Origin of the sequence: Stenotrophomonas geniculata, assembly GCF_034508895.1 — a bacterium.
In the GTDB taxonomy this organism is placed as follows: Bacteria; Pseudomonadota; Gammaproteobacteria; order Xanthomonadales; family Xanthomonadaceae; genus Stenotrophomonas; species Stenotrophomonas geniculata.
On sequence record NZ_CP140571.1, the window covers coordinates 2,488,565 to 2,506,724 of the forward strand.

Consider the following 18,160-nt stretch of genomic DNA (forward strand, 5'->3'; position numbering starts at 1 on the left):
TTTGAGACGACCGGGTGCTGATGCACCCGGTTTCGGATGAAGGCCGGATGCGCCGCTACGGCGGCGCGTCCACCCCGAAACCAGCGATCGAGCTAACCATGAATATCAATTTCACCCTTCTTGCGCAGGCGCTGGCCTTCGCTGGTCTGATCTGGATCATCGCGACCAAGATCTGGCCGCCGCTGATGAACGCGATCGAAGAGCGCCAGCAGAAGATTGCTGAAGGCCTCGCTGCTGCCGACCGCAGCCAGAAAGATCTGGCCCAGGCGCAGGAGAAGGTCAACGAAGCGCTGAAGGAAGCACGCACCAAGGCCAACGAGATCATCGATCAGGCCCACGCACGTGCCAACCAGATCGTTGATGCTGCCCGTAACGAAGCGATCACCGAAGCCACCCGTCAGAAGGAACTGGCCCAGGCTGAAATCGACGCCGCCGCCAACCGTGCCCGTGAAGATCTGCGCAAGCAGGTGTCCGCGCTGGCCGTGACCGGTGCTGAAAAGCTGCTCAAGCGCGAAATCGACGCCAACGCCCACAAGGCGCTGCTCGACGAGCTGGCCTCGGAGATCTAAGGATGAGCCAGGCCCTCACGCTTGCCCGCCCGTACGCCCGCGCCGCGTTCGCGACCGCGCGCGACGAAGGCGCGTTCGCGCCGTGGTCGGACGCCCTGGCGTTCTCCGCCCACGTCGCCGCCGACCCGCGCGTGGCGGCCCTGCTCGCCAACCCGGAGCTGGGTCGTGACGACGCCGTCGCCCTGCTGGCGCCGGTGTCGCACGGCGAGACCTACTCGCGCTTCCTGGCCATCCTGGCCGAATCGCATCGTCTGCCGCTGCTGCCGGAAATCTCCGGCATGTTCGACGCCCTGCGCGCCGAAGCCGAGCACGTGGTCAAGGCCACCGTCACCTCGGCCGCCGAACTGTCGGCCAGTGAGCTGGACGCGATCAAGGTCGCGCTGCGCAAGCGCTTCAACCGCGAGGTCGATGTGACCACCGCGGTCGATGCCTCGCTGATCGGCGGCGCCGTGATCGACGCCGGCGACGTGGTCATCGATGGTTCGCTGAAGGGCAAGCTGGCCCGTCTGCAGACCGCGCTCGCTAACTGAATTCATTTAACGTCCGGCCCCGCTGCCGGCACTAGGACTTGACGATGGCAACCACGCTCAACCCCTCCGAAATCAGCGAACTGATCAAGAACCGCATCGAGAAGGTCAAGCTGGCCGCGGAATCGCGCAACGAAGGCACCGTGACCAGCGTGTCCGACGGCATCGTGCGCATCTTCGGTCTGGCCGACGTGATGCAGGGCGAAATGATCGAACTGCCGAACAACACCTTCGCCCTGGCCCTGAACCTGGAGCGCGACTCGGTCGGCGCCGTGGTGCTGGGTGACTACGAGCACCTGCGCGAAGGCGACGTCGCCAAGACCACCGGCCGCATCCTGGAAGTGCCGGTTGGTCCGGAGCTGCTGGGCCGCGTCGTGAACGCGCTGGGCGAACCGATCGACGGCAAGGGCCCGCTGGGCACCGACCTGACCGCTCCGGTGGAGCGTGTTGCTCCGGGCGTGATCTGGCGCAAGTCGGTCGACCAGCCGGTGCAGACCGGTTACAAGTCGGTCGACTCGATGATCCCGATCGGCCGTGGCCAGCGCGAGCTGATCATCGGTGACCGCCAGACCGGCAAGACCGCGATGGCGATCGATGCGGTGATCAACCAGAAGGGCACCGGCATCAAGTGCGTGTACGTTGCGATCGGCCAGAAGGCTTCGACCATCGCCAACATCGTGCGCAAGCTGGAAGAGAACGGCGCGCTGGCCCACACCATCGTGGTGGCCGCGACCGCTTCCGAATCGGCTGCCATGCAGTACATCAGCGCCTACTCGGGCTGCACCATGGGTGAGTACTTCATGGACCGCGGCGAAGACGCGCTGATCGTGTACGACGATCTGTCCAAGCAGGCCGTTGCCTACCGCCAGATCTCGCTGCTGCTGAAGCGCCCGCCGGGCCGTGAAGCCTACCCGGGTGACGTGTTCTACCTGCACTCCCGCCTGCTCGAGCGCGCTGCCCGCGTGTCCGAGGAATACGTCGAGAAGTTCACCGAAGGCAAGGTCACCGGCAAGACCGGTTCGCTGACCGCGCTGCCGATCATCGAAACCCAGGCCGGCGACGTGTCCGCCTTCGTTCCGACCAACGTGATCTCGATCACCGACGGCCAGATCTTCCTGGAAACCGACCTGTTCAACGCCGGCATCCGCCCGGCCGTGAACGCCGGTATCTCGGTGTCGCGCGTCGGTGGCTCGGCCCAGACCAAGATCATCAAGAAGCTGTCGGGCGGCATCCGTATCTCGCTGGCCCAGTACCGCGAGCTGGCTGCGTTCGCGCAGTTCGCCTCGGATCTGGACGAGGCGACCCGCAAGCAGCTGGAGCGTGGCCAGCGCGTCACCGAGCTGATGAAGCAGAAGCAGTACGCGCCGATGTCGATCGCCAACCAGGCGCTGTCGATCTACGCCGTCAACGAGGGTTACCTCGACGACGTGCCGGTCAACAAGCTGCTGGCGTTCGAAGAAGGCCTGCACGCCCACTTCGCCAACACCCAGGGCGAACTGGTCAGCAAGGTCAACGCCACCGGCGGTTGGGACAACGACATCGAAGGTGCCTTCAAGAAGGGCATCGCCGAGTTCAAGACCACCGGCAGCTGGTAATCCAGCGCTCGTAGAGCGGGGCTCGCCCCGCTCAAACGGTTGAACAACGCGGGGCATCAGCCCCGCGCCACGGGAAACAAGAGATGGCAAGCGGACGCGAAATCAAAACCAAGATCAAGAGCGTGCAGAACACCCGCAAGGTGACGCGCGCCCTGGAAATGGTCTCGGCCTCCAAGATCCGCAAGGCGCAGGATCGGATGAAGACCTCGCGTCCGTACGCGCAGGCGATGAAGCAGGTGATCGGCCACCTGGCCCAGGCCAGCACCGACTACCAGCATCCGTTCCTGGTCGAGCGCGAGCAGGTCAAGCGGGTCGGGTTCATCGTGATCTCCTCCGATCGCGGCCTGGCCGGCGGCCTGAACAACAACCTGTTCCGCAAGATGCTGGGCGAAGCCAAGGCATGGCAGGACAAGGGTGCGGAAGTGGACCTGGTGACCATCGGCCAGAAGGCATCGACCTTCTTCCGCCGCGTGAAGGTCAACATGGTCGGCAGCGTGACCCACATCGGCGACGTGCCGAAGCTGGAATCGCTGATCGGTGTGATCAAGGTCATGCTCGACGCCTTCACCGAAGGCAAGGTCGACCGCGTGTACCTGGTCTACAACCGCTTCGTGAATACCATGGTGCAGAAGGCCAGCTTCGATCAGCTGCTGCCGCTGCCGCCGGCTGAGAAGCAGGTCGCTCACCACGACTGGGATTACCTGTACGAACCCGATGCCGCGACCGTGCTGGAGCACGTGATGACGCGTTACATCGAGTCGCTGGTGTACCAGGCACTGCTGGAAAACGTCGCCTCCGAGCATGCCGCACGCATGGTTGCGATGAAGGCGGCGAGCGACAACGCCAACAAGCTGATCGGCACCCTCCAGCTCGTCTACAACAAGGCGCGCCAGGCAGCGATCACCCAGGAAATCTCCGAAATCGTCGGCGGCGCGGCAGCAGTCTGACCGCGTTCGTTCAAAGCACACATTTAGAGGATGCAGCAATGAGTCAGGGCAAGATCGTTCAGATCATCGGCGCGGTCGTCGACGTCGAATTCCCGCGTGAGTCGGTGCCGAAGGTGTACGACGCACTGAAGGTCGACAACACCGAAATCACCCTCGAAGTCCAGCAGCAGCTGGGTGACGGCGTGGTGCGTACCATCGCCCTCGGTTCCACCGACGGCCTGAAGCGCAACCTGGTTGCCACCAATACCAACCGCGGCATCTCCGTGCCGGTCGGCGCCGGCACCCTGGGCCGCATCATGGACGTGCTCGGCCGTCCGATTGACGAAGCCGGCCCGGTGGACGCCAGCGACAGCTGGGAAATCCACCGTGCGGCCCCGTCGTACGAAGACCAGTCCCCGGCCACCGAACTGCTGGAAACCGGCATCAAGGTCATCGACCTGATGTGCCCGTTCGCCAAGGGCGGCAAGGTCGGCCTGTTCGGCGGCGCCGGCGTCGGCAAGACCGTCAACATGATGGAACTGATCAACAACATCGCCAAGGCGCACAGCGGTCTGTCCGTGTTCGCCGGCGTGGGTGAGCGTACCCGTGAGGGCAACGACTTCTACCACGAAATGAAGGACTCCAACGTCCTGGACAAGGTGGCGATGGTGTACGGCCAGATGAACGAGCCGCCGGGCAACCGTCTGCGCGTCGCCCTGACCGGCCTGACCATGGCCGAGTACTTCCGCGACGAGAAGGACGAGAACGGCAAGGGTAAGGACGTCCTGCTGTTCGTCGACAACATCTACCGCTACACCCTGGCTGGTACCGAAGTGTCGGCACTGCTGGGCCGTATGCCGTCGGCCGTGGGTTACCAGCCGACCCTGGCCGAGGAAATGGGCGTCCTGCAGGAGCGCATCACCTCGACCAAGAACGGTTCGATCACTTCGATCCAGGCCGTCTACGTTCCCGCGGACGACCTGACCGACCCGTCGCCGGCGACCACCTTCGCCCACCTGGACTCGACTGTCACCCTGTCGCGTTCGATCGCCTCGCTGGGTATCTACCCGGCCGTCGATCCGCTGGACTCCACCAGCCGCCAGATGGACCCGCTGGTCATCGGCCACGAGCATTACGACACCGCCCAGCGCGTCCAGCAGACCCTGCAGAAGTACAAGGAACTGAAGGACATCATCGCGATCCTGGGCATGGACGAGCTGTCCGAAGAGGACAAGCAGGCCGTGTCGCGCGCCCGTAAGATCGAGCGCTTCTTCAGCCAGCCGTTCCACGTGGCCGAAGTGTTCACCGGTTCGCCGGGCAAGTACGTGCCGCTGAAGGACACCATCCGTGGCTTCAAGGCCATCGTTGATGGCGAGTACGACCACCTGCCGGAGCAGGCGTTCTACATGGTCGGCGGCATCGAAGAAGCGGTCGAGAAGGCCAAGAAGATGGCCGAGAAGGCCTGATCCGGGACGGGCGGGAGCGATCCTGCCCGACCTGACGCCGGCGCCGGGCAACCGCCCGCGCCGGTGGACCCCCACGGTGGCATTGCGCCGCCGCGAACAGCGAAGAGATTTGCATGAGCACGATCCGTTGCGACATCGTCAGCGCCGAGCAGGAAATCTTCCGTGGCGAAGCGACCCTGGTCGTGGCCACCGGTGAGCTGGGCGAACTGGGCATCGCGCCCAAGCACGCGCCGCTGATCACCCGCCTGAAGCCGGGCAAGGTGGTGGTGACCACGCCGAACGGCGAGCAGCTGGATTTCGCCATTTCCGGCGGCATCCTGGAAGTGCAGCCGCAGGTGGTGACCGTGCTGGCCGACACCGCGATCCGCGCGCAGGACATCGACGAAGCCTCGGTCCGCAAGGCCAAGGAAGAAGCCGAGCGCATCCTGGCCAACCGCGGCGAGGCGATGGAAGTGGCTGAGGCCCAGCAGAAGCTGGCTGAAGCCGTTGTCCAGCTGCAGGCGCTGGAGCGCCTGCGCAAGAACCTCAAGCACTGAGGTTCGCGCTGCACCCACGAGAACGCCGGCCCTGTGCCGGCGTTTTTGTTTGGGCGGCGGGTCGAGTCGACTGTCGCGCGCAGCGTGGGATTTCCGCGGTCTGATGGAAGGGCAGTCGATTGACCGTCGACGCTACCGATCCCGATCCTGACGTCGTATCAGCGGTACACCACGTGCCGCAGCAGCAGGAAGGAAATCACGGCCAGGCCGCCCTCCACCAGTGGCTTGGCCAACCAGGCGTACTGCAGGCCCAATGCATGGTCGGCGCTCGAGACCAGCAGCGTGCTGGCGGTGGTGAGCAGCAACCACAGCGGCAGGAAGCGTGCGAAGCGTCGCCAGCCCAGCCGTTGCTCGCCGTCGGCAGTGGCGAAGGTGATTCGCCCGTTCAACCAGAACCCCAGCAGCATGCCGGCCACGCGCCCGGCCAGGTTGCCCTGCACCACGGGCAGGCCGGCGGCCGTGACCAGCACGAACACCGCCCAGTCGAGCAGCAGTTGCAGCACGCCGATGATGAGGTAGGCGCTTCCCTGGCGGAGCAGGCTCATGGTCGGAGTGTGGGCGGGCAGATCCCCATGTTAACGGCCCACGCTCTAGAATCACCGGCAACGAACTACGGACTGCTGCTCCCATGACCCAAGCCCTGCACGTCATCATCCTCGCCGCTGGCGCGGGCAAGCGCATGAAGTCGGTGCTGCCGAAGGTGCTGCAGCCGATCGCTGGGCAGCCGATGCTGGCGCATGTGATCGATGCCGCCCGCGAGCTGCAGCCGGCCGCGATCCACGTGGTCTACGGCCATGGTGGTGAAGCGGTGCGCCAGCACTTTGCCGACCGGCCCGATCTACAATGGGCCGAGCAGGCACAGCAACTCGGTACCGGGCACGCCGTCGCGCAGGCGATGCCGCAGGTGCCCGACGCCGCGCAGGTGCTGGTGCTGTACGGCGACGTGCCGCTGATCCGCGCGCAGACCCTGCGCGACCTGCTGGCACAGCCGGGTCGACTGGCGGTGCTGGTCGCCGATGTCGATGACCCGACCGGTTACGGCCGCGTGCTGCGCGATGCCGAAGGCAAGGTCGGCTCGATTGTCGAACAGAAGGACGCCACCGACGACCAGCTGCGTGTGCGCACGATCAACACCGGCATCATTGCCGCCGAGTCGACCGCGCTGCGGCGCTGGCTGTCGCAGCTGTCCAACAGCAACGCGCAGGGCGAGTACTACCTGACCGACGTGTTCGCCTTTGCCGCGCACGAGTACACCCCGGCCGAGATGGCGCTGGTGGCCGACGCGCAGGAAGCCGAAGGGGCAAATGATCCCTGGCAGCTTTCGCAGCTGGAGCGTGCCTGGCAGCGCCGTGCGGTTCGGGCCCTGTGCGCGCAGGGCGCGCGCGTGCGTGACCCGGCACGCCTGGATATCCGTGGCACCGTCACCGTGGGCAGCGACGTGCTGATCGATGTCGACGTCGTTCTGGAAGGCAATATCGTGCTCGGCGACGGCGTCACCGTGGGCCCGTTCAACCGGCTGAAGGACGTCAATCTTGGCCCGGGCACCGAAGTGCGCGCGCATTGCGACCTGGAAGGCGTGGTCACCGAAGGTGCTGCATTGGTGGGGCCGTTCGCACGGCTGCGCCCGGGTACAGTGCTCGCCGATGGCGTGCATGTCGGCAATTTCGTCGAGACCAAGAAGGTCACCCTCGGTGTTGGCAGCAAGGCCAATCACCTGACCTACCTGGGCGACGCGGTGATCGGCAGCAAGGTGAACATCGGTGCCGGCACCATCACCTGCAACTACGACGGCGTGAACAAGTCGACCACCACCATCGGCGACAACGCCTTCATCGGTTCCAACAGCGCATTGGTGGCACCGGTGCTGATCGGTGAGGGCGCCACCATCGCTGCCGGTTCGGTCATCACCCGCAACGCCCCGGATGGCAAGCTGACGCTGGCACGTGCACGACAGGAAACCATCGATGGCTGGAAGCGCCCGCTCAAGAAGTCCTGAGCCACGCATCCCGCACGCCGACGAACTCGGCATGCTGCCGGCAATTGAGCAACGTGCCGGTGAACTGCTGAAGGGGCACCAGGCCTACCCGGTATTTGCCGGGCATGGCCTGGACCTGCCGACGCTGCAGGATGGCCTTCAACGTGGCCAGTTGTGGGTGCTGGATGCGGCTGACGGTGGCATCGCGGGCTACCTGCTGGCCGGTGAGCTGTGCGGTGACTTCCATGTGCTGCAGATGGACGTGGATCCCGCGCACGCGCGCCGCGGTCATGGTCGCGTGTTGTTGCGCCATGCGTTGGCACAGGCCAGGGCTGGCGGCTACGCGGCAGCGGTGCTGACCACGTTGTCCGACGTGCCGTGGAATGCGGCCTTCTATGCCAGTGAAGGGTTCGAGGTAGTGCCCGAGGCGCAGTGGAACGATGGCCTGCGTGCGGTGATGGCCGAAGAAGCCGCGCTTGGGTTCCCGATGCACCTGCGGGTGGCGATGCGGCAGGTCTGGTAGGTGCCGACCTTGGTCGGCACGTCCACGCATGGCGTGGATCTGCCCGCTCAGCCCACCGGCAACAGAATCGACACGCACAGCCCGCCATCGCCGCGGTTCTGCAACGACACCCGACCACCGTGGGCCTCCACGATCTCGCGGGTCAGGGCCAGCCCCAGCCCGGTGCCATTGCGCTTGGTCGAATAGAACGGCATCAGTGCGTTCTGCAGCACCTGCTCGTTCATGCCCTTGCCACGATCCAGCACGTCCAGCCGCAGCCACTGCGGCAGCCGCGTCAGCTGCACCTGTACGTCATCGTTTGGGGGCTCTGCTTCGGCGCAGGCTTCGTGCGCGTTCTTCAACAGGTTCAGCAGCGCCTGCCCGAACTGCGCGATGTCGATGCGGCTGCTCAGTTCTTCGTCCGGCTCGCGCTCCATGGTAAACGGGATCTGCTGGCGCAGGCTGGACAGGAAGGGGGCCCAGTGCACGGTCTGCAGTTGCGGCTGCGGCAACTTGGCAAAGCGTGCGTAGCCACGGATGAAGCCTTCCAGGTGACGCGCCCGGTCCTCGATGGTGGTGAAGATCTCGGGCAGCCGGTCAAAGCGCTCACGCTGCACCAGCACGCCGCCGGAATGGGCGAGCGAAGCGATCGGCGCCAGCGAGTTGTTGAGCTCGTGGCTGATCACCCGGATCACCTTCTTCCAGGTCTGCACTTCCTGGCGGCGCAGTTCGGCGGTCAGCAGCCGCACGAGCAGCAGGTCGTGCGGGCGGCCGTTGAGCTGGAACGCGCGGCGCGAGAGGTGGTAGACCTGCTCGTCATCCTCGTCGCCGTCCTCGCCCTCGGCATGCACCGCGAACAGGCTGTCACCGCCACGGGCGATGGCATCGCGCAGTTCCACCGGCACCTGTTCCAGCACGTCCTCCAGGCGCTGGCCTTCCAGCTTCCAGCCGCCATGCAGCAGCTTGCGTGCCGCCAGATTGGAGAACACCACCCGGGCGATGCCATCACCGCCCGAGGCGATCAGCAGCATCGCCACCGGCGTGTTCTGCACCATTGTGTCCAGCAGCAGTTCACGCTGCACCAGGCCCTGCCGCTGCTCACGCAGTACATCGCCCAGTTCGCGGTGGGCCTGCACCAGGTCGCCCAGCTCGTCGTTCCCCGGCCAGTGCACGCCGAAGTTGTACTCGCCGTCGCGATAGCTGCTGGTGGTACCCGCCAGGGCCCGCATCAGAGATCGCACCGGGGCGGTCGCCCGGCGCAGGGTCCACCACATCAATGACAGCAGGATCAACGCCGACACCGTGGTCACCACCCAGCCATGGTCCATCCAGTAGGCCAGCAGCCACGGCAGTGCCGCCGCCAGTGCCAATACCGGCAGCAGGCGCAGGAACAGGCGGAAAGTGAACGAGCGCCGTTTCATTCGCGGGGAATACCGTGGCGGTCCATGCGCCGGTACAGCGCCTGGCGGCTCAGGCCGAGTTCTGCGGCGGCCTGGGCGATGACGCCATGGTTGCGCGCCAGCACATCCTCGATGCGTGCACGGTCGGGATCATTGCCCGCACTGGGGGCCGGGCGCGGTGTGGCGGCTGCGCGCGGCAGGTTGAGATCGGCCACTTCGATGCGGTTGCCGGTGGCCAGCAGCTCGGCGCGCTGGATCACGTTGCGCAGCTCGCGCACGTTGCCCGGCCAGGGGTGCCGCTGCAAGGCCGCGGTGGCCGCAGTGGACAACGGCTTGCCAGCGGTCAGGAAGCGCTCGGCCAGCGGCACGATGTCGCCCGGTCGTTCGGCCAGCGGCGGCAGCACCAGTTCCACCGTGTTGAGGCGGTAATAGAGGTCTTCGCGGAAGGTACCGTCGCGGATCATCGCCGGCAGGTCGGCATTGGTCGCGCTGACCACGCGGACCTTGACCTGGCGCTCGCGGTTGGAGCCCAGGCGCTCGAAGCGGCCGGTTTCCAGCACGCGCAGCAGCTTCATCTGCCCGCCCAGTGACAGGTTGCCGATCTCATCCAGGAACAGGGTGCCGCCATCGGCGGCCTCGAACTTGCCTTCGCGGGCCTTGTTGGCGCCGGTATACGCACCGGCTTCGGCACCGAACAGTTCGGCTTCGATCAGTTCCGAGGGCAGCGCGCCGCAGTTGACCGCCACGAACGGCCCCTTGGCCACCAGGGAATTGGCCTGGATGATCTGCGCGATCTTTTCCTTGCCGGCACCGTTCGCGCCGGTGATCAATACCGGCAGTTCCGAGCGTGCGACCTGGCAGGCCAGCGCGATCACGCGCTCGCTGGCGGGGTCGGCGAAGACCGCACCGCACAGGTCGTACTTCTCTTCCAGCGCGTTGCGCTGGTGCAGTTCACGGCTGCGGCGCCGGTCCAGTTCGCGGCGCGCCTCGGACAGTTCCAGCAGGTTGTTGACCGTGGTCATCAGCTTGCGGTCGTCCCAGGGCTTGGCCAGGTAGTCGGCGGCGCCGGCCTTGACCAGGTCCACGGCGCTGCTCAGATGGGTCCACGCCGTGAGCAGGATCACCGGCAGGTCCGGATGGCGCGCGCGGATCTGCGCGAACAGGGCCTCGCCTTCCTCGCCGGAGGTGGTGTCCTCGCTGAAGTTCATGTCCTGGATGACCAGGTCGACCGGCTGAGATTCGAGCAGCGCCAGCCCGTCGGCGGGCGTCTGCGCCTGCAGGGTGTCGATGTCGTGCAGGGAGAACAGTACGTCCAGCGCGGTACCCACGCTGGCGTTGTCGTCGATGATCAGGATCGCAGGCATCAAACGGTTCTGCAGAAAGGGATGGGCGGCGCCGTTGGAGCCGTTCGTGTCCACGCACCGGGAGAGCCCGGCGCCACCCATCAAGCATAGCCAAACCCGTGGCTGTGCAGGAGCGGCCCCTGCTCAGCGCCGGGGAGGCGCCGGGGGCGCTGGCGGCGCAGGTGGCGGCGGCACTTCCAGTGCCTGGCGCCAGGCTGCGGCGTCGACCGCCACCGTCAGTTCGCGTCTGTCGCGGCGCAGCAACAGATAGGCGGTGGCGGCGTGGGAATGGCGCAGTGCCTCGGCCAGATGTTCGACCCGGCGCACCGCCGTGTCGTCCACGCGGAGGATGCGATCACCGCTGCGCACGCCGAAGCGTGCTTCCGGGCTGGCAGCCTCCACGCGCACCTGGCCCTCGGTCGAGCGCAGTGACAGCCGCGCGGCATCCTGGCGCCATTCCAGTGTCTGCGCGTTGCCACCGCCGGCCAGCGCCGGCAGCGGCAGGAGCAGCATCAGGCACATCGCGCAGGCACGCATCTCAGGCGCCCCGCGTGGCGACCGCAGGCGGTACCGCCGCCGCACGCCGTGCCGGACCGAACACCGCGATCTGGCCCAGCACCCACAGCAGCAGCGCACCCAGCGGCAGGTAGTACAGCGGCATGCGCGGCAGCTCGTACAGGTTCATCAGCGCCAGGTTGATCGCGTAGGCCGCCAGCATGCCCAGCACGATGCCCAGCGAGGCCAGCAGGAAGTTCTCGGTCTGGAAGTAGCGCAGGATCTGCCCGCGGGTCGCGCCCAGCGCACGGCGGATGCCGATCTGCTTGCTGCGCTGCTGCACCCAGAAGCTGGCCAGGCCGATGATGCCCAGCGCAGTGACCACCAGCAGCGAGATGCTGACGGTGATCAGCAGGCCGACCATCGCGCGGTCGTTCTTGAAGAAGTCCTTGCGCTGGTCTTCATAGGTCAGCTTGTCGCGCATCAGCCGGTTGGGATCGTTGCGTTCCAGCGCGGCGGCACCGGCATCGAGGACCTCCTGGCGGCGCTCTGGCGAAGTGCGCAGCACATAGGTGCCACCTTCATCGAAGGTGCGCCGCATGGGCAGCAGCATCGAGTTGGTCCAGTTGTCATTCCAGCCATTGGGCGTGCTGAGCGTGTCGACGATGCCGACCACATGCAGCGGCTGCTTGCCCATGTAGTAGGTCTTGCCCAGCGCACTGCCGTTGGGTTCCATCTTGGCGGCGGTGGCCTGGGTGAAGATCACCGGAATCGCCTTTTCCTTGGCACCGCCCTTGCTGGCGTCTTCGAAGTTCTGGTATTCGTCGGGCAGGAAATCGCGGCCTGCGATCAGGTTGATGCCCATCGTGGCCAGCCCGTTCTCGGACAGGGTGTACATCGAGGCGTTGGTGGTCGGCCGTTCCTGGTCGACCTCGCGCGAGATGCTGCTGCTGGAGGAGCCGTTGCGGAAGGGAACCTGGTTGATGATGGTGACGTTGCTGACGCCGGGAATCGCGCGCAGCGATGCCAGGTCCTCGCGGGTGCGGGCCATGGCGTCGGTCTGCTTGCCGATGCCACTGACGCGCAGCATCACCAGTTCGCTCTCGGCGATGCCGCTGGGCATGCTGATCTTCTCCACGCGCTGGCTGACCAGGAACAGCGCGTTGCAGACGATGGCGCAGGTCAGTGCGACTTCCAGCACGATCAGGGCAGCGGCAGTCTTGTGCCGGCGCAGCGTGCTGAGGATGGGGCGGATGTCCATGGGAGTCCTCGTTCGGGTGCTTACTGCGACTTGAGCTGGATGGCCGGGGTGACCTGCATGGCGCGCCAGGCGGGCAGGAAACCGGCAGCAAGGCTGGCGAGCAGGGTCAGGCCCAGTGCGAGCAGCAGCATGTTGCCGTCCAGGTGGGCCAGCTTGGCGTATTCCACCGGTTGCTGGCGCACCGCGAACAGGCCGAGCAGGGCCAGGCCGATACCCAGCACGCCACCGACCACGCCGACCGCACCTGCTTCCACCAGGCATTGCAGGAAGATCTGTCCGCGGCTGGCGCCGAGCGCGCGGCGCACGCCGATCTCGCCGCTGCGACGCAGGAACTTGGCCAGCAGCAGGCCCACCGTGTTGACCAGGCAGACACCGAGGAAGCCCAGTGCCAGCCACAGCTGCAGGCGCACGTCGCTGGGCACTGCGCCATTGAAGTCCAGCCACTCCATCACGGTGCGCAGGCGCACGTTCGGCGGGTGTTTGAAGCGGCCGGCCTCGCGCTGCTGGGTCGAATAGTTCTCCAGGTAGCGGCGGTAGTCGTCGGCCTTGGCCGGGTCCATCTCCACCCAGTACTGCAGCCACGCGCACGGTGCGTTGAGCGAGTAGCTGTTGCCGTCCGGATTCTCGCCGAAGCAGTTCATGTTGCCGTTGTTGCCCAGCTTCAGGTCGAAGGAGGTGGAGATCGGCAGCAGCAGGTCTTCGTTCTTGCCGTAGCTGCCAGTGGTCAGGTCGTAGAAGTGCGGCTCCGGGCTCCATTCCTTCATCACGCCGACGATGCGGTAGCTCTGGCCTTCCATGCGCAGGTCGCGGCCCACGCTGTTGGCGCCCTGGTACAGCTTGTCATTGAGCGCCTTGGAGATGACCACCACGCGCGCACGGCCTTCATCGTCCTCGCGCGTCCAGGGGCGGCCGTACTGCATGGGCACCTCGAACATCGGGAAGAAGTCGGCCGAGGTCCAGCGGGTGTCGATGCTGAAGGGCTTGAGGGTGCTGTTGTCCGGTTCGATGGTGCCGCCGCCGCCGCTCATCAGCGCCTGGCGCTCGCCCTTGGCTTCGCGCAGCAGGGCTTCACCGTCGAAGCGGGTCAGCTGGGTTTCCGGTTCCTCGCCGGCGACGTAGGCGCCGGTCGCGGCGTCGAGCTGGACGTAGAACAGGCGGTCGCTCTTGCCGGGAATCGGGTCACCGGACAGCACGTGGAACACGGTCAGGGTAGTCATCGAGGCGCCGATGCCGAGCGCGATGGCAACCACCATCAGCGCGGTCAGGACCTTGTTGCGGCGGAAGCTGCGCACCGCCAGTCGGGCGTAGTAGGCGAACATGGTAGGGCCCTCACTCGTTGACGGCGACGATGTGGCGCGGCGGCGTGGCCAGCACCGGCTCGCGCACCAGGTCGGTGACCTGGCCATCAACGATGTGCACGTTGCGCTGCGCGCGCGCGGCCAGTTCCGGATCGTGGGTGACCATCACGATGGTGGTGCCGGCAGCGTTGATCTCCTCCAGCAGCTCCATCACGCCGCGGGCCATCTGCGTGTCCAGGTTGCCGGTCGGTTCGTCGGCCAGCAGCAGGCGCGGGCTGCCTGCCAGGGCACGTGCGATCGCCGCGCGCTGCTGCTGGCCGCCGGACAGCTCGTTCGGGTAGTGCTTCATGCGCGAGCCGAGGCCGACCTGGGTCAGCGCCTTCTCGATGCGTTCGCGGCGCTCGTTGGCGCTCATCTTGCGATAGCGCAGCGGCACGTCGACGTTGTCGAACAGGTTCAGGTCGGGGATCAGGTTGAAGCCCTGGAAGATGAAGCCGATCTTCTGGTTGCGCAGGCGGCTGCGCGCATCATCGCCCAGCGTGCTCACGTCCTGGCCGTCCAGCATGTAGGTGCCACTGGTGAAGGTTTCCAGCAGGCCGGCGATGTTGAGGAAGGTGGTCTTGCCGGAGCCTGACGGGCCGGTGACCGCGACGAACTCACCTTCCTTGACCTGCAGTTCCAGTGAGCGCAACGCGTGGGTTTCCACCTGTTCGGTGCGGAAGACCTTGGCGACCGAGCGCATTTCGAGCATGTACATGGGGTGTCCTCTCTCCAGGATTCAGGATTCAGGTATCAGTTGACGGAGACGCGTTCGGCGTCCTTGAACAGGTCGCTGCCGGAGACCACGATGCGGTCGCCCGGTTGCACACCCGACTTGATTTCCACTTCACCCAGGCTGCTGACGCCCAGTTCGACCGGACGGCGCACGGCGGTGCGGCCATCCATCACGTAGGCCACGCCGTTGCCCTGTTCGACGAACGGACCGCGCTCGACCTTCAGCACGTTCTTGCGGGTATCGAGCAGCACGCGCACCGACATCCGCTGGCTCTGGCGCAGGCCTTCCGGCTGCGCGCTGGCGAAGCGCACGCGGGCATTGACCTCGCCATTGACCACTTCCGGCGACACCGCGCTGATCTCACCCGGGAACGGCTGGCCATTGCCGCCGGTCAGCTGTGCCGGCATGCCGATCGCCAGGTCGCGGGCGAAGCTTTCCGGCACCTTGATCTCGACCTCGAACTTGGACAGATCGACCACGCCCAGCACCGGCGCATTGGCGGCCAGGTTGGTGGACTGGACGGCCTGCACCTGGCCGACCTGGCCATCGAACGGTGCACGCAGAGTCAGCGCATCGACCTGGCGCTGCACTTCAGCCACCACGGCCTTCTGGCGGTCGGCCAGCAGGCGCTTGTTGCGGGCATCCAGGTCGGCGCCCTGGCTCTGCAGGCGTGCGTCGGTGGTGGCGTTGGCCAGGGTGATGTCGGCCTTCTTCAGCGAGTCCTTGGCTTTGGCCAGATCGATCTGCGGCACCGCACCGCCGTCGTAACCGCGCTGGTAGCGCTGCAGGTCGCGGTCGGCGGCCTGCCGCTCGATGGTGGCCTGGTCGGTTTCCTTGCGCGACTTGGCGCGGGCCAGGGTGGCGTCCAGCGCGGCGCGGCTGGCCTCGGCTTCCAGGCCGGCCAGGGTGGCCTGTTCCTGGGCCAGCTTGCTGCGCAGTTCCGGGCTGTCGATGATGGCCAGCTCCTGGCCCTTCTTCACCACATCGCCGGCGACCACCTTCAGGTCCACGGTACCGGCCGAGATGGCGTACAGGATCGGGCTGTTGGCGGCGATCACGCGGCCGTCGGCGGCGATGTCGCGGACCAGGTCGCCGCGCTTCACTTCGGCGATGCGCACGCGGCTGCTGTCGAAGGAGCGGCTGGCGTTGGACCAGGCGTGCACGGCCCAGCCGATGCCGGCGAGCAGCACGATGGCGCCCAGTGCCGGCCAGCGGTAGCGCTGCCAGTTGGCGCGGGTGGTGCCGGCCGGGGCGGAGGAAACGATCTGGTCCTGTGCGGAAGTGTCGCGGATCATCGGGTGCGTGCCTGACGGTGGTAGCCAGTACCAAGCACGTAGCGTGCCAAGTTTATTTCCTTTCAGGTCAATGAGTTGGGCGGCGTGCTGAAGTGTCCGGGTGTCCGCGGACACCTTTCCGGACACTTTCATTAAGCGGACAGGAGGGGGAGCGCGGGCCCGCAGGCTAGAATGCGCCGATCGTCTTCAAGGAAACGCGTGACATGTGTGGAATCGTGGGTGCGATCGCTGATCGCGACGTAGTGCCGGTGCTGATCGAGGGTCTGAAGCGCCTTGAGTACCGTGGTTACGATTCCTCGGGCATCGCGGTGATCGACCAGGGTGAGCGCCGCGATGTGCGTCGTGTGCGTCGTACCGGTCGTGTGTCGGAAATGGCCACTGCGGCCGAGGCCGAGGGCTTCAACGCGGTGCTGGGCATCGGCCACACCCGCTGGGCCACCCATGGCGGTGTCACCGAGGCCAACGCGCATCCGCACATCAGCCACGGCGTGGCGCTGGTGCACAACGGCATCATCGAGAACCACGAAGAGCAGCGCGAGAAACTGCGCGCGCTGGGCTACACCTTCGAGTCGCAGACCGACACCGAAGTCATCGCGCACCTGATCCACCATCATCTGAAGGACGGCGACGACCTGCTGGTGGCGCTGCAGCACACGGTGAAGGAACTGACCGGCGCCTACGCGCTGGCCGTGGTCAGCCGTGCCGAGCCGGAGCGCTTCGTCTGTGCGCGCATGGGCTGCCCGCTGCTGGTCGGTCTGGGCGAGGGTGAGAACTTCGTCGCCTCCGACGTCTCGGCGGTGATCTCGGCCACGCGCAAGGTGATCTTCCTGGAGGAAGGCGACACCGCCGAAATCCGCCGTGACGGCGTGCGCATCTTCGATGAGCATGACCAGCCCATCGAGCGCGACGTGCATCTGTCCGATGTGTCGTTGGCTTCGCTGGAGCTGGGCCCGTACCGCCACTTCATGCAGAAGGAAATCCACGAGCAGCCGCGCGCGCTGGGCGACACCATCGAAGCGGCGATCGACGCCGGTGGTTTCCCGGCCGAGCTGTTCGGCAAGAACGCCGAAGCCGTGCTGTCGGGCATTGAAGGCGTGCAGATCATCGCCTGCGGTACCAGCTATTACTCCGGCCTGACCGCGCGCTACTGGATCGAGGCCATCGCCGGCCTGCCGTGCAGCGTGGAAATCGCCAGCGAGTACCGCTATCGCGCGGCCTATGCGAACCCCAAGCATCTGATCGTGACCATCTCGCAGTCCGGCGAAACGCTGGATACGATGGAAGCGCTGAAGTACGCCAAGTCGCTGGGCCATAAGCACACGCTGTCGATCTGCAACGTGCCGGAAAGTGCGATTCCGCGCGCCAGCGAACTGGTCTGCTACACCCGCGCCGGCGCCGAGATCGGCGTGGCCTCGACCAAGGCCTTCACCACCCAGCTGGCCGCGCTGTTCCAGCTGACCGTGGTGCTGGGCAAGCTGCATGGCCGCATCGACGCGGCGCAGGAAGCGGATTACCTGGAGCAGCTGCGCTTCCTGCCGGGCAGCGTGCAGCACGCGCTGAACATGGAACCGCAGATCGCTGCCTGGGCCGAGCGTTTCGCGCGCAAGAGCAGCGCGCTGTTCCTCGGCCGTGGCCTGCATTACCCGATCGCACTGGAAGGCGCGCTCAAACTCAAGGAGATCTCCTACATCCACGCCGAGGCCTACCCGGCGGGTGAGCTGAAGCACGGCCCGCTGGCGCTGGTGGATGAGGACATGCCGGTGGTGGTGATCGCCCCCAACGACAGCCTGCTGGAGAAGGTGAAGTCGAACATGCAGGAAGTGCGCGCCCGTGGTGGCGAGCTGTTCGTGTTCGCTGACCAGGACAGCAACTTCAACGCATCCGAAGGCGTGCACGTGATCCGTACGCCGCGACATGCCGGCGTGCTCAGCCCGATCGTGCACACCATTCCGGTGCAGCTGCTGGCGTACCACACGGCGCTGGCACGTGGCACCGACGTGGACAAGCCGCGCAACCTGGCCAAGAGCGTGACGGTGGAGTAAAGCACTCCCGGCGCTGTTGGATGCTGTATGCGAAAGGGGCCTGCGTGGCCCCTTTCGTTTGCGTCGGTAGCCGTGGAAAGTGGGACAGCCGCCGCGCGCTTTGTCCGCCTTCGGCAGGGCGCACTCAATCTTTAACGCGTGGCACCGCCAGTATT

General features: G+C 66.2%; 17 protein-coding genes. 9 read left to right on the top strand and 8 right to left on the bottom strand.

The window, feature by feature from the left end; all coding sequences use genetic code 11:
- Positions 1-98: 98 nt before the first annotated feature.
- The 6 genes from RI032_RS11530 to RI032_RS11555 all read left to right on the top strand — a co-directional run bounded on the left by RI032_RS11530 (position 99) and on the right by RI032_RS11555 (position 5,619).
- Positions 99-569 (top strand): F0F1 ATP synthase subunit B, encoded by a 471-nt coding sequence (locus RI032_RS11530; protein ID WP_005419512.1) that lies wholly within the window; start codon positions 99-101, stop codon positions 567-569.
- Positions 570-571: 2 nt separating this feature from the next.
- The gene (locus RI032_RS11535) at positions 572-1,099 is read left to right on the top strand and encodes a F0F1 ATP synthase subunit delta (protein ID WP_010481321.1); all 528 of its coding nucleotides are present in this window, start codon (positions 572-574) and stop codon (positions 1,097-1,099) included.
- A 44-nt stretch (positions 1,100-1,143) separates the two neighbouring features.
- Positions 1,144-2,691, top strand: coding sequence for a F0F1 ATP synthase subunit alpha (gene atpA / locus RI032_RS11540; RefSeq protein ID WP_005411130.1), 1,548 nt, complete (start codon positions 1,144-1,146; stop codon positions 2,689-2,691).
- A gap of 83 nt (positions 2,692-2,774) precedes the next feature.
- Complete coding sequence (gene atpG, locus RI032_RS11545; RefSeq protein WP_010481324.1) at positions 2,775-3,638, top strand: F0F1 ATP synthase subunit gamma; 864 nt, start codon at positions 2,775-2,777, stop codon at positions 3,636-3,638.
- Between the two features lie 38 nt (positions 3,639-3,676).
- Positions 3,677-5,083, top strand: a complete 1,407-nt coding sequence (gene atpD, locus RI032_RS11550) for a F0F1 ATP synthase subunit beta (RefSeq protein ID WP_197656864.1) — start codon at positions 3,677-3,679, stop codon at positions 5,081-5,083.
- Positions 5,084-5,196: 113 nt separating this feature from the next.
- A complete protein-coding gene (locus RI032_RS11555) occupies positions 5,197-5,619 on the top strand; it encodes a F0F1 ATP synthase subunit epsilon (RefSeq protein WP_005419509.1) in 423 nt (140 codons plus the stop codon).
- A 158-nt stretch (positions 5,620-5,777) separates the two neighbouring features.
- On the opposite strand, the gene RI032_RS11560 is transcribed toward RI032_RS11555, so the two are convergent.
- A complete protein-coding gene (locus tag RI032_RS11560) occupies positions 5,778-6,164 on the bottom strand; it encodes a GtrA family protein (protein WP_010481329.1) in 387 nt (128 codons plus the stop codon).
- An 83-nt stretch (positions 6,165-6,247) separates the two neighbouring features.
- Here RI032_RS11560 and glmU point away from each other — a divergent pair, with 83 nt between their 5' ends.
- Both glmU and RI032_RS11570 read left to right on the top strand, forming a co-directional pair.
- Positions 6,248-7,615, top strand: coding sequence for a bifunctional UDP-N-acetylglucosamine diphosphorylase/glucosamine-1-phosphate N-acetyltransferase GlmU (gene glmU, locus RI032_RS11565; protein WP_322547029.1), 1,368 nt, complete (start codon positions 6,248-6,250; stop codon positions 7,613-7,615).
- The gene (locus tag RI032_RS11570) at positions 7,584-8,117 is read left to right on the top strand and encodes a GNAT family N-acetyltransferase (protein ID WP_053443550.1); all 534 of its coding nucleotides are present in this window, start codon (positions 7,584-7,586) and stop codon (positions 8,115-8,117) included. Before glmU ends, RI032_RS11570 begins: the two co-directional genes overlap by 32 nt.
- 47 nt (positions 8,118-8,164) lie before the next feature.
- On the opposite strand, the gene RI032_RS11575 is transcribed toward RI032_RS11570, so the two are convergent.
- The 7 genes from RI032_RS11575 to RI032_RS11605 form a co-directional block, all read right to left on the bottom strand.
- Complete coding sequence (locus RI032_RS11575; RefSeq protein WP_010481333.1) at positions 8,165-9,517, bottom strand: sensor histidine kinase; 1,353 nt, start codon at positions 9,515-9,517, stop codon at positions 8,165-8,167.
- Entirely contained in the window at positions 9,514-10,860 is a 1,347-nt protein-coding gene (locus RI032_RS11580) for a sigma-54-dependent transcriptional regulator (RefSeq protein ID WP_010481334.1), read from the bottom strand. The genes RI032_RS11575 and RI032_RS11580 overlap by 4 nt, the downstream gene beginning before the upstream one ends.
- Positions 10,861-10,983: 123 nt before the next feature.
- A complete protein-coding gene (locus tag RI032_RS11585) occupies positions 10,984-11,361 on the bottom strand; it encodes a PDZ domain-containing protein (protein WP_019338856.1) in 378 nt (125 codons plus the stop codon).
- Between the two features lie 16 nt (positions 11,362-11,377).
- Positions 11,378-12,595, bottom strand: a complete 1,218-nt coding sequence (locus RI032_RS11590; protein ID WP_010481336.1) for an ABC transporter permease — start codon at positions 12,593-12,595, stop codon at positions 11,378-11,380.
- A gap of 20 nt (positions 12,596-12,615) precedes the next feature.
- Entirely contained in the window at positions 12,616-13,914 is a 1,299-nt protein-coding gene (locus RI032_RS11595) for an ABC transporter permease (protein ID WP_010481337.1), read from the bottom strand.
- Between the two features lie 10 nt (positions 13,915-13,924).
- Positions 13,925-14,650 (bottom strand): ABC transporter ATP-binding protein, encoded by a 726-nt coding sequence (locus RI032_RS11600; protein WP_014038558.1) that lies wholly within the window; start codon positions 14,648-14,650, stop codon positions 13,925-13,927.
- A gap of 35 nt (positions 14,651-14,685) precedes the next feature.
- Positions 14,686-15,963: an efflux RND transporter periplasmic adaptor subunit gene (locus RI032_RS11605; protein ID WP_019338855.1), complete on the bottom strand. Its 1,278-nt coding sequence runs from the start codon at positions 15,961-15,963 to the stop codon at positions 14,686-14,688.
- A gap of 203 nt (positions 15,964-16,166) precedes the next feature.
- Here RI032_RS11605 and glmS point away from each other — a divergent pair, with 203 nt between their 5' ends.
- Positions 16,167-18,005 (top strand): glutamine--fructose-6-phosphate transaminase (isomerizing), encoded by a 1,839-nt coding sequence (gene glmS / locus RI032_RS11610; protein WP_010481343.1) that lies wholly within the window; start codon positions 16,167-16,169, stop codon positions 18,003-18,005.
- The last annotated feature ends 155 nt before the right edge of the window (positions 18,006-18,160 follow it).

What these genes read in the sequence shown, in the direction of transcription:
- RI032_RS11580 (WP_010481334.1), bottom strand. Translation starts at nt 10,860, where the DNA reads ATGCCTGCGATCCTGATCATCGACGACAACGCCAGCGTGGGTACCGCG.
- atpD (WP_197656864.1), top strand. Translation starts at nt 3,677, where the DNA reads ATGAGTCAGGGCAAGATCGTTCAGATCATCGGCGCGGTCGTCGACGTC.
- RI032_RS11530 (WP_005419512.1), top strand. Translation starts at nt 99, where the DNA reads ATGAATATCAATTTCACCCTTCTTGCGCAGGCGCTGGCCTTCGCTGGT.
- atpA (WP_005411130.1), top strand. Translation starts at nt 1,144, where the DNA reads ATGGCAACCACGCTCAACCCCTCCGAAATCAGCGAACTGATCAAGAAC.
- glmS (WP_010481343.1), top strand. Translation starts at nt 16,167, where the DNA reads ATGTGTGGAATCGTGGGTGCGATCGCTGATCGCGACGTAGTGCCGGTG.
- glmU (WP_322547029.1), top strand. Translation starts at nt 6,248, where the DNA reads ATGACCCAAGCCCTGCACGTCATCATCCTCGCCGCTGGCGCGGGCAAG.
- RI032_RS11570 (WP_053443550.1), top strand. Translation starts at nt 7,584, where the DNA reads ATGGCTGGAAGCGCCCGCTCAAGAAGTCCTGAGCCACGCATCCCGCAC.
- RI032_RS11600 (WP_014038558.1), bottom strand. Translation starts at nt 14,650, where the DNA reads ATGTACATGCTCGAAATGCGCTCGGTCGCCAAGGTCTTCCGCACCGAA.
- RI032_RS11535 (WP_010481321.1), top strand. Translation starts at nt 572, where the DNA reads ATGAGCCAGGCCCTCACGCTTGCCCGCCCGTACGCCCGCGCCGCGTTC.
- RI032_RS11575 (WP_010481333.1), bottom strand. Translation starts at nt 9,517, where the DNA reads ATGAAACGGCGCTCGTTCACTTTCCGCCTGTTCCTGCGCCTGCTGCCG.
- RI032_RS11605 (WP_019338855.1), bottom strand. Translation starts at nt 15,963, where the DNA reads ATGATCCGCGACACTTCCGCACAGGACCAGATCGTTTCCTCCGCCCCG.
- RI032_RS11590 (WP_010481336.1), bottom strand. Translation starts at nt 12,595, where the DNA reads ATGGACATCCGCCCCATCCTCAGCACGCTGCGCCGGCACAAGACTGCC.
- RI032_RS11560 (WP_010481329.1), bottom strand. Translation starts at nt 6,164, where the DNA reads ATGAGCCTGCTCCGCCAGGGAAGCGCCTACCTCATCATCGGCGTGCTG.
- RI032_RS11555 (WP_005419509.1), top strand. Translation starts at nt 5,197, where the DNA reads ATGAGCACGATCCGTTGCGACATCGTCAGCGCCGAGCAGGAAATCTTC.
- RI032_RS11585 (WP_019338856.1), bottom strand. Translation starts at nt 11,361, where the DNA reads ATGTGCCTGATGCTGCTCCTGCCGCTGCCGGCGCTGGCCGGCGGTGGC.
- RI032_RS11595 (WP_010481337.1), bottom strand. Translation starts at nt 13,914, where the DNA reads ATGTTCGCCTACTACGCCCGACTGGCGGTGCGCAGCTTCCGCCGCAAC.
- atpG (WP_010481324.1), top strand. Translation starts at nt 2,775, where the DNA reads ATGGCAAGCGGACGCGAAATCAAAACCAAGATCAAGAGCGTGCAGAAC.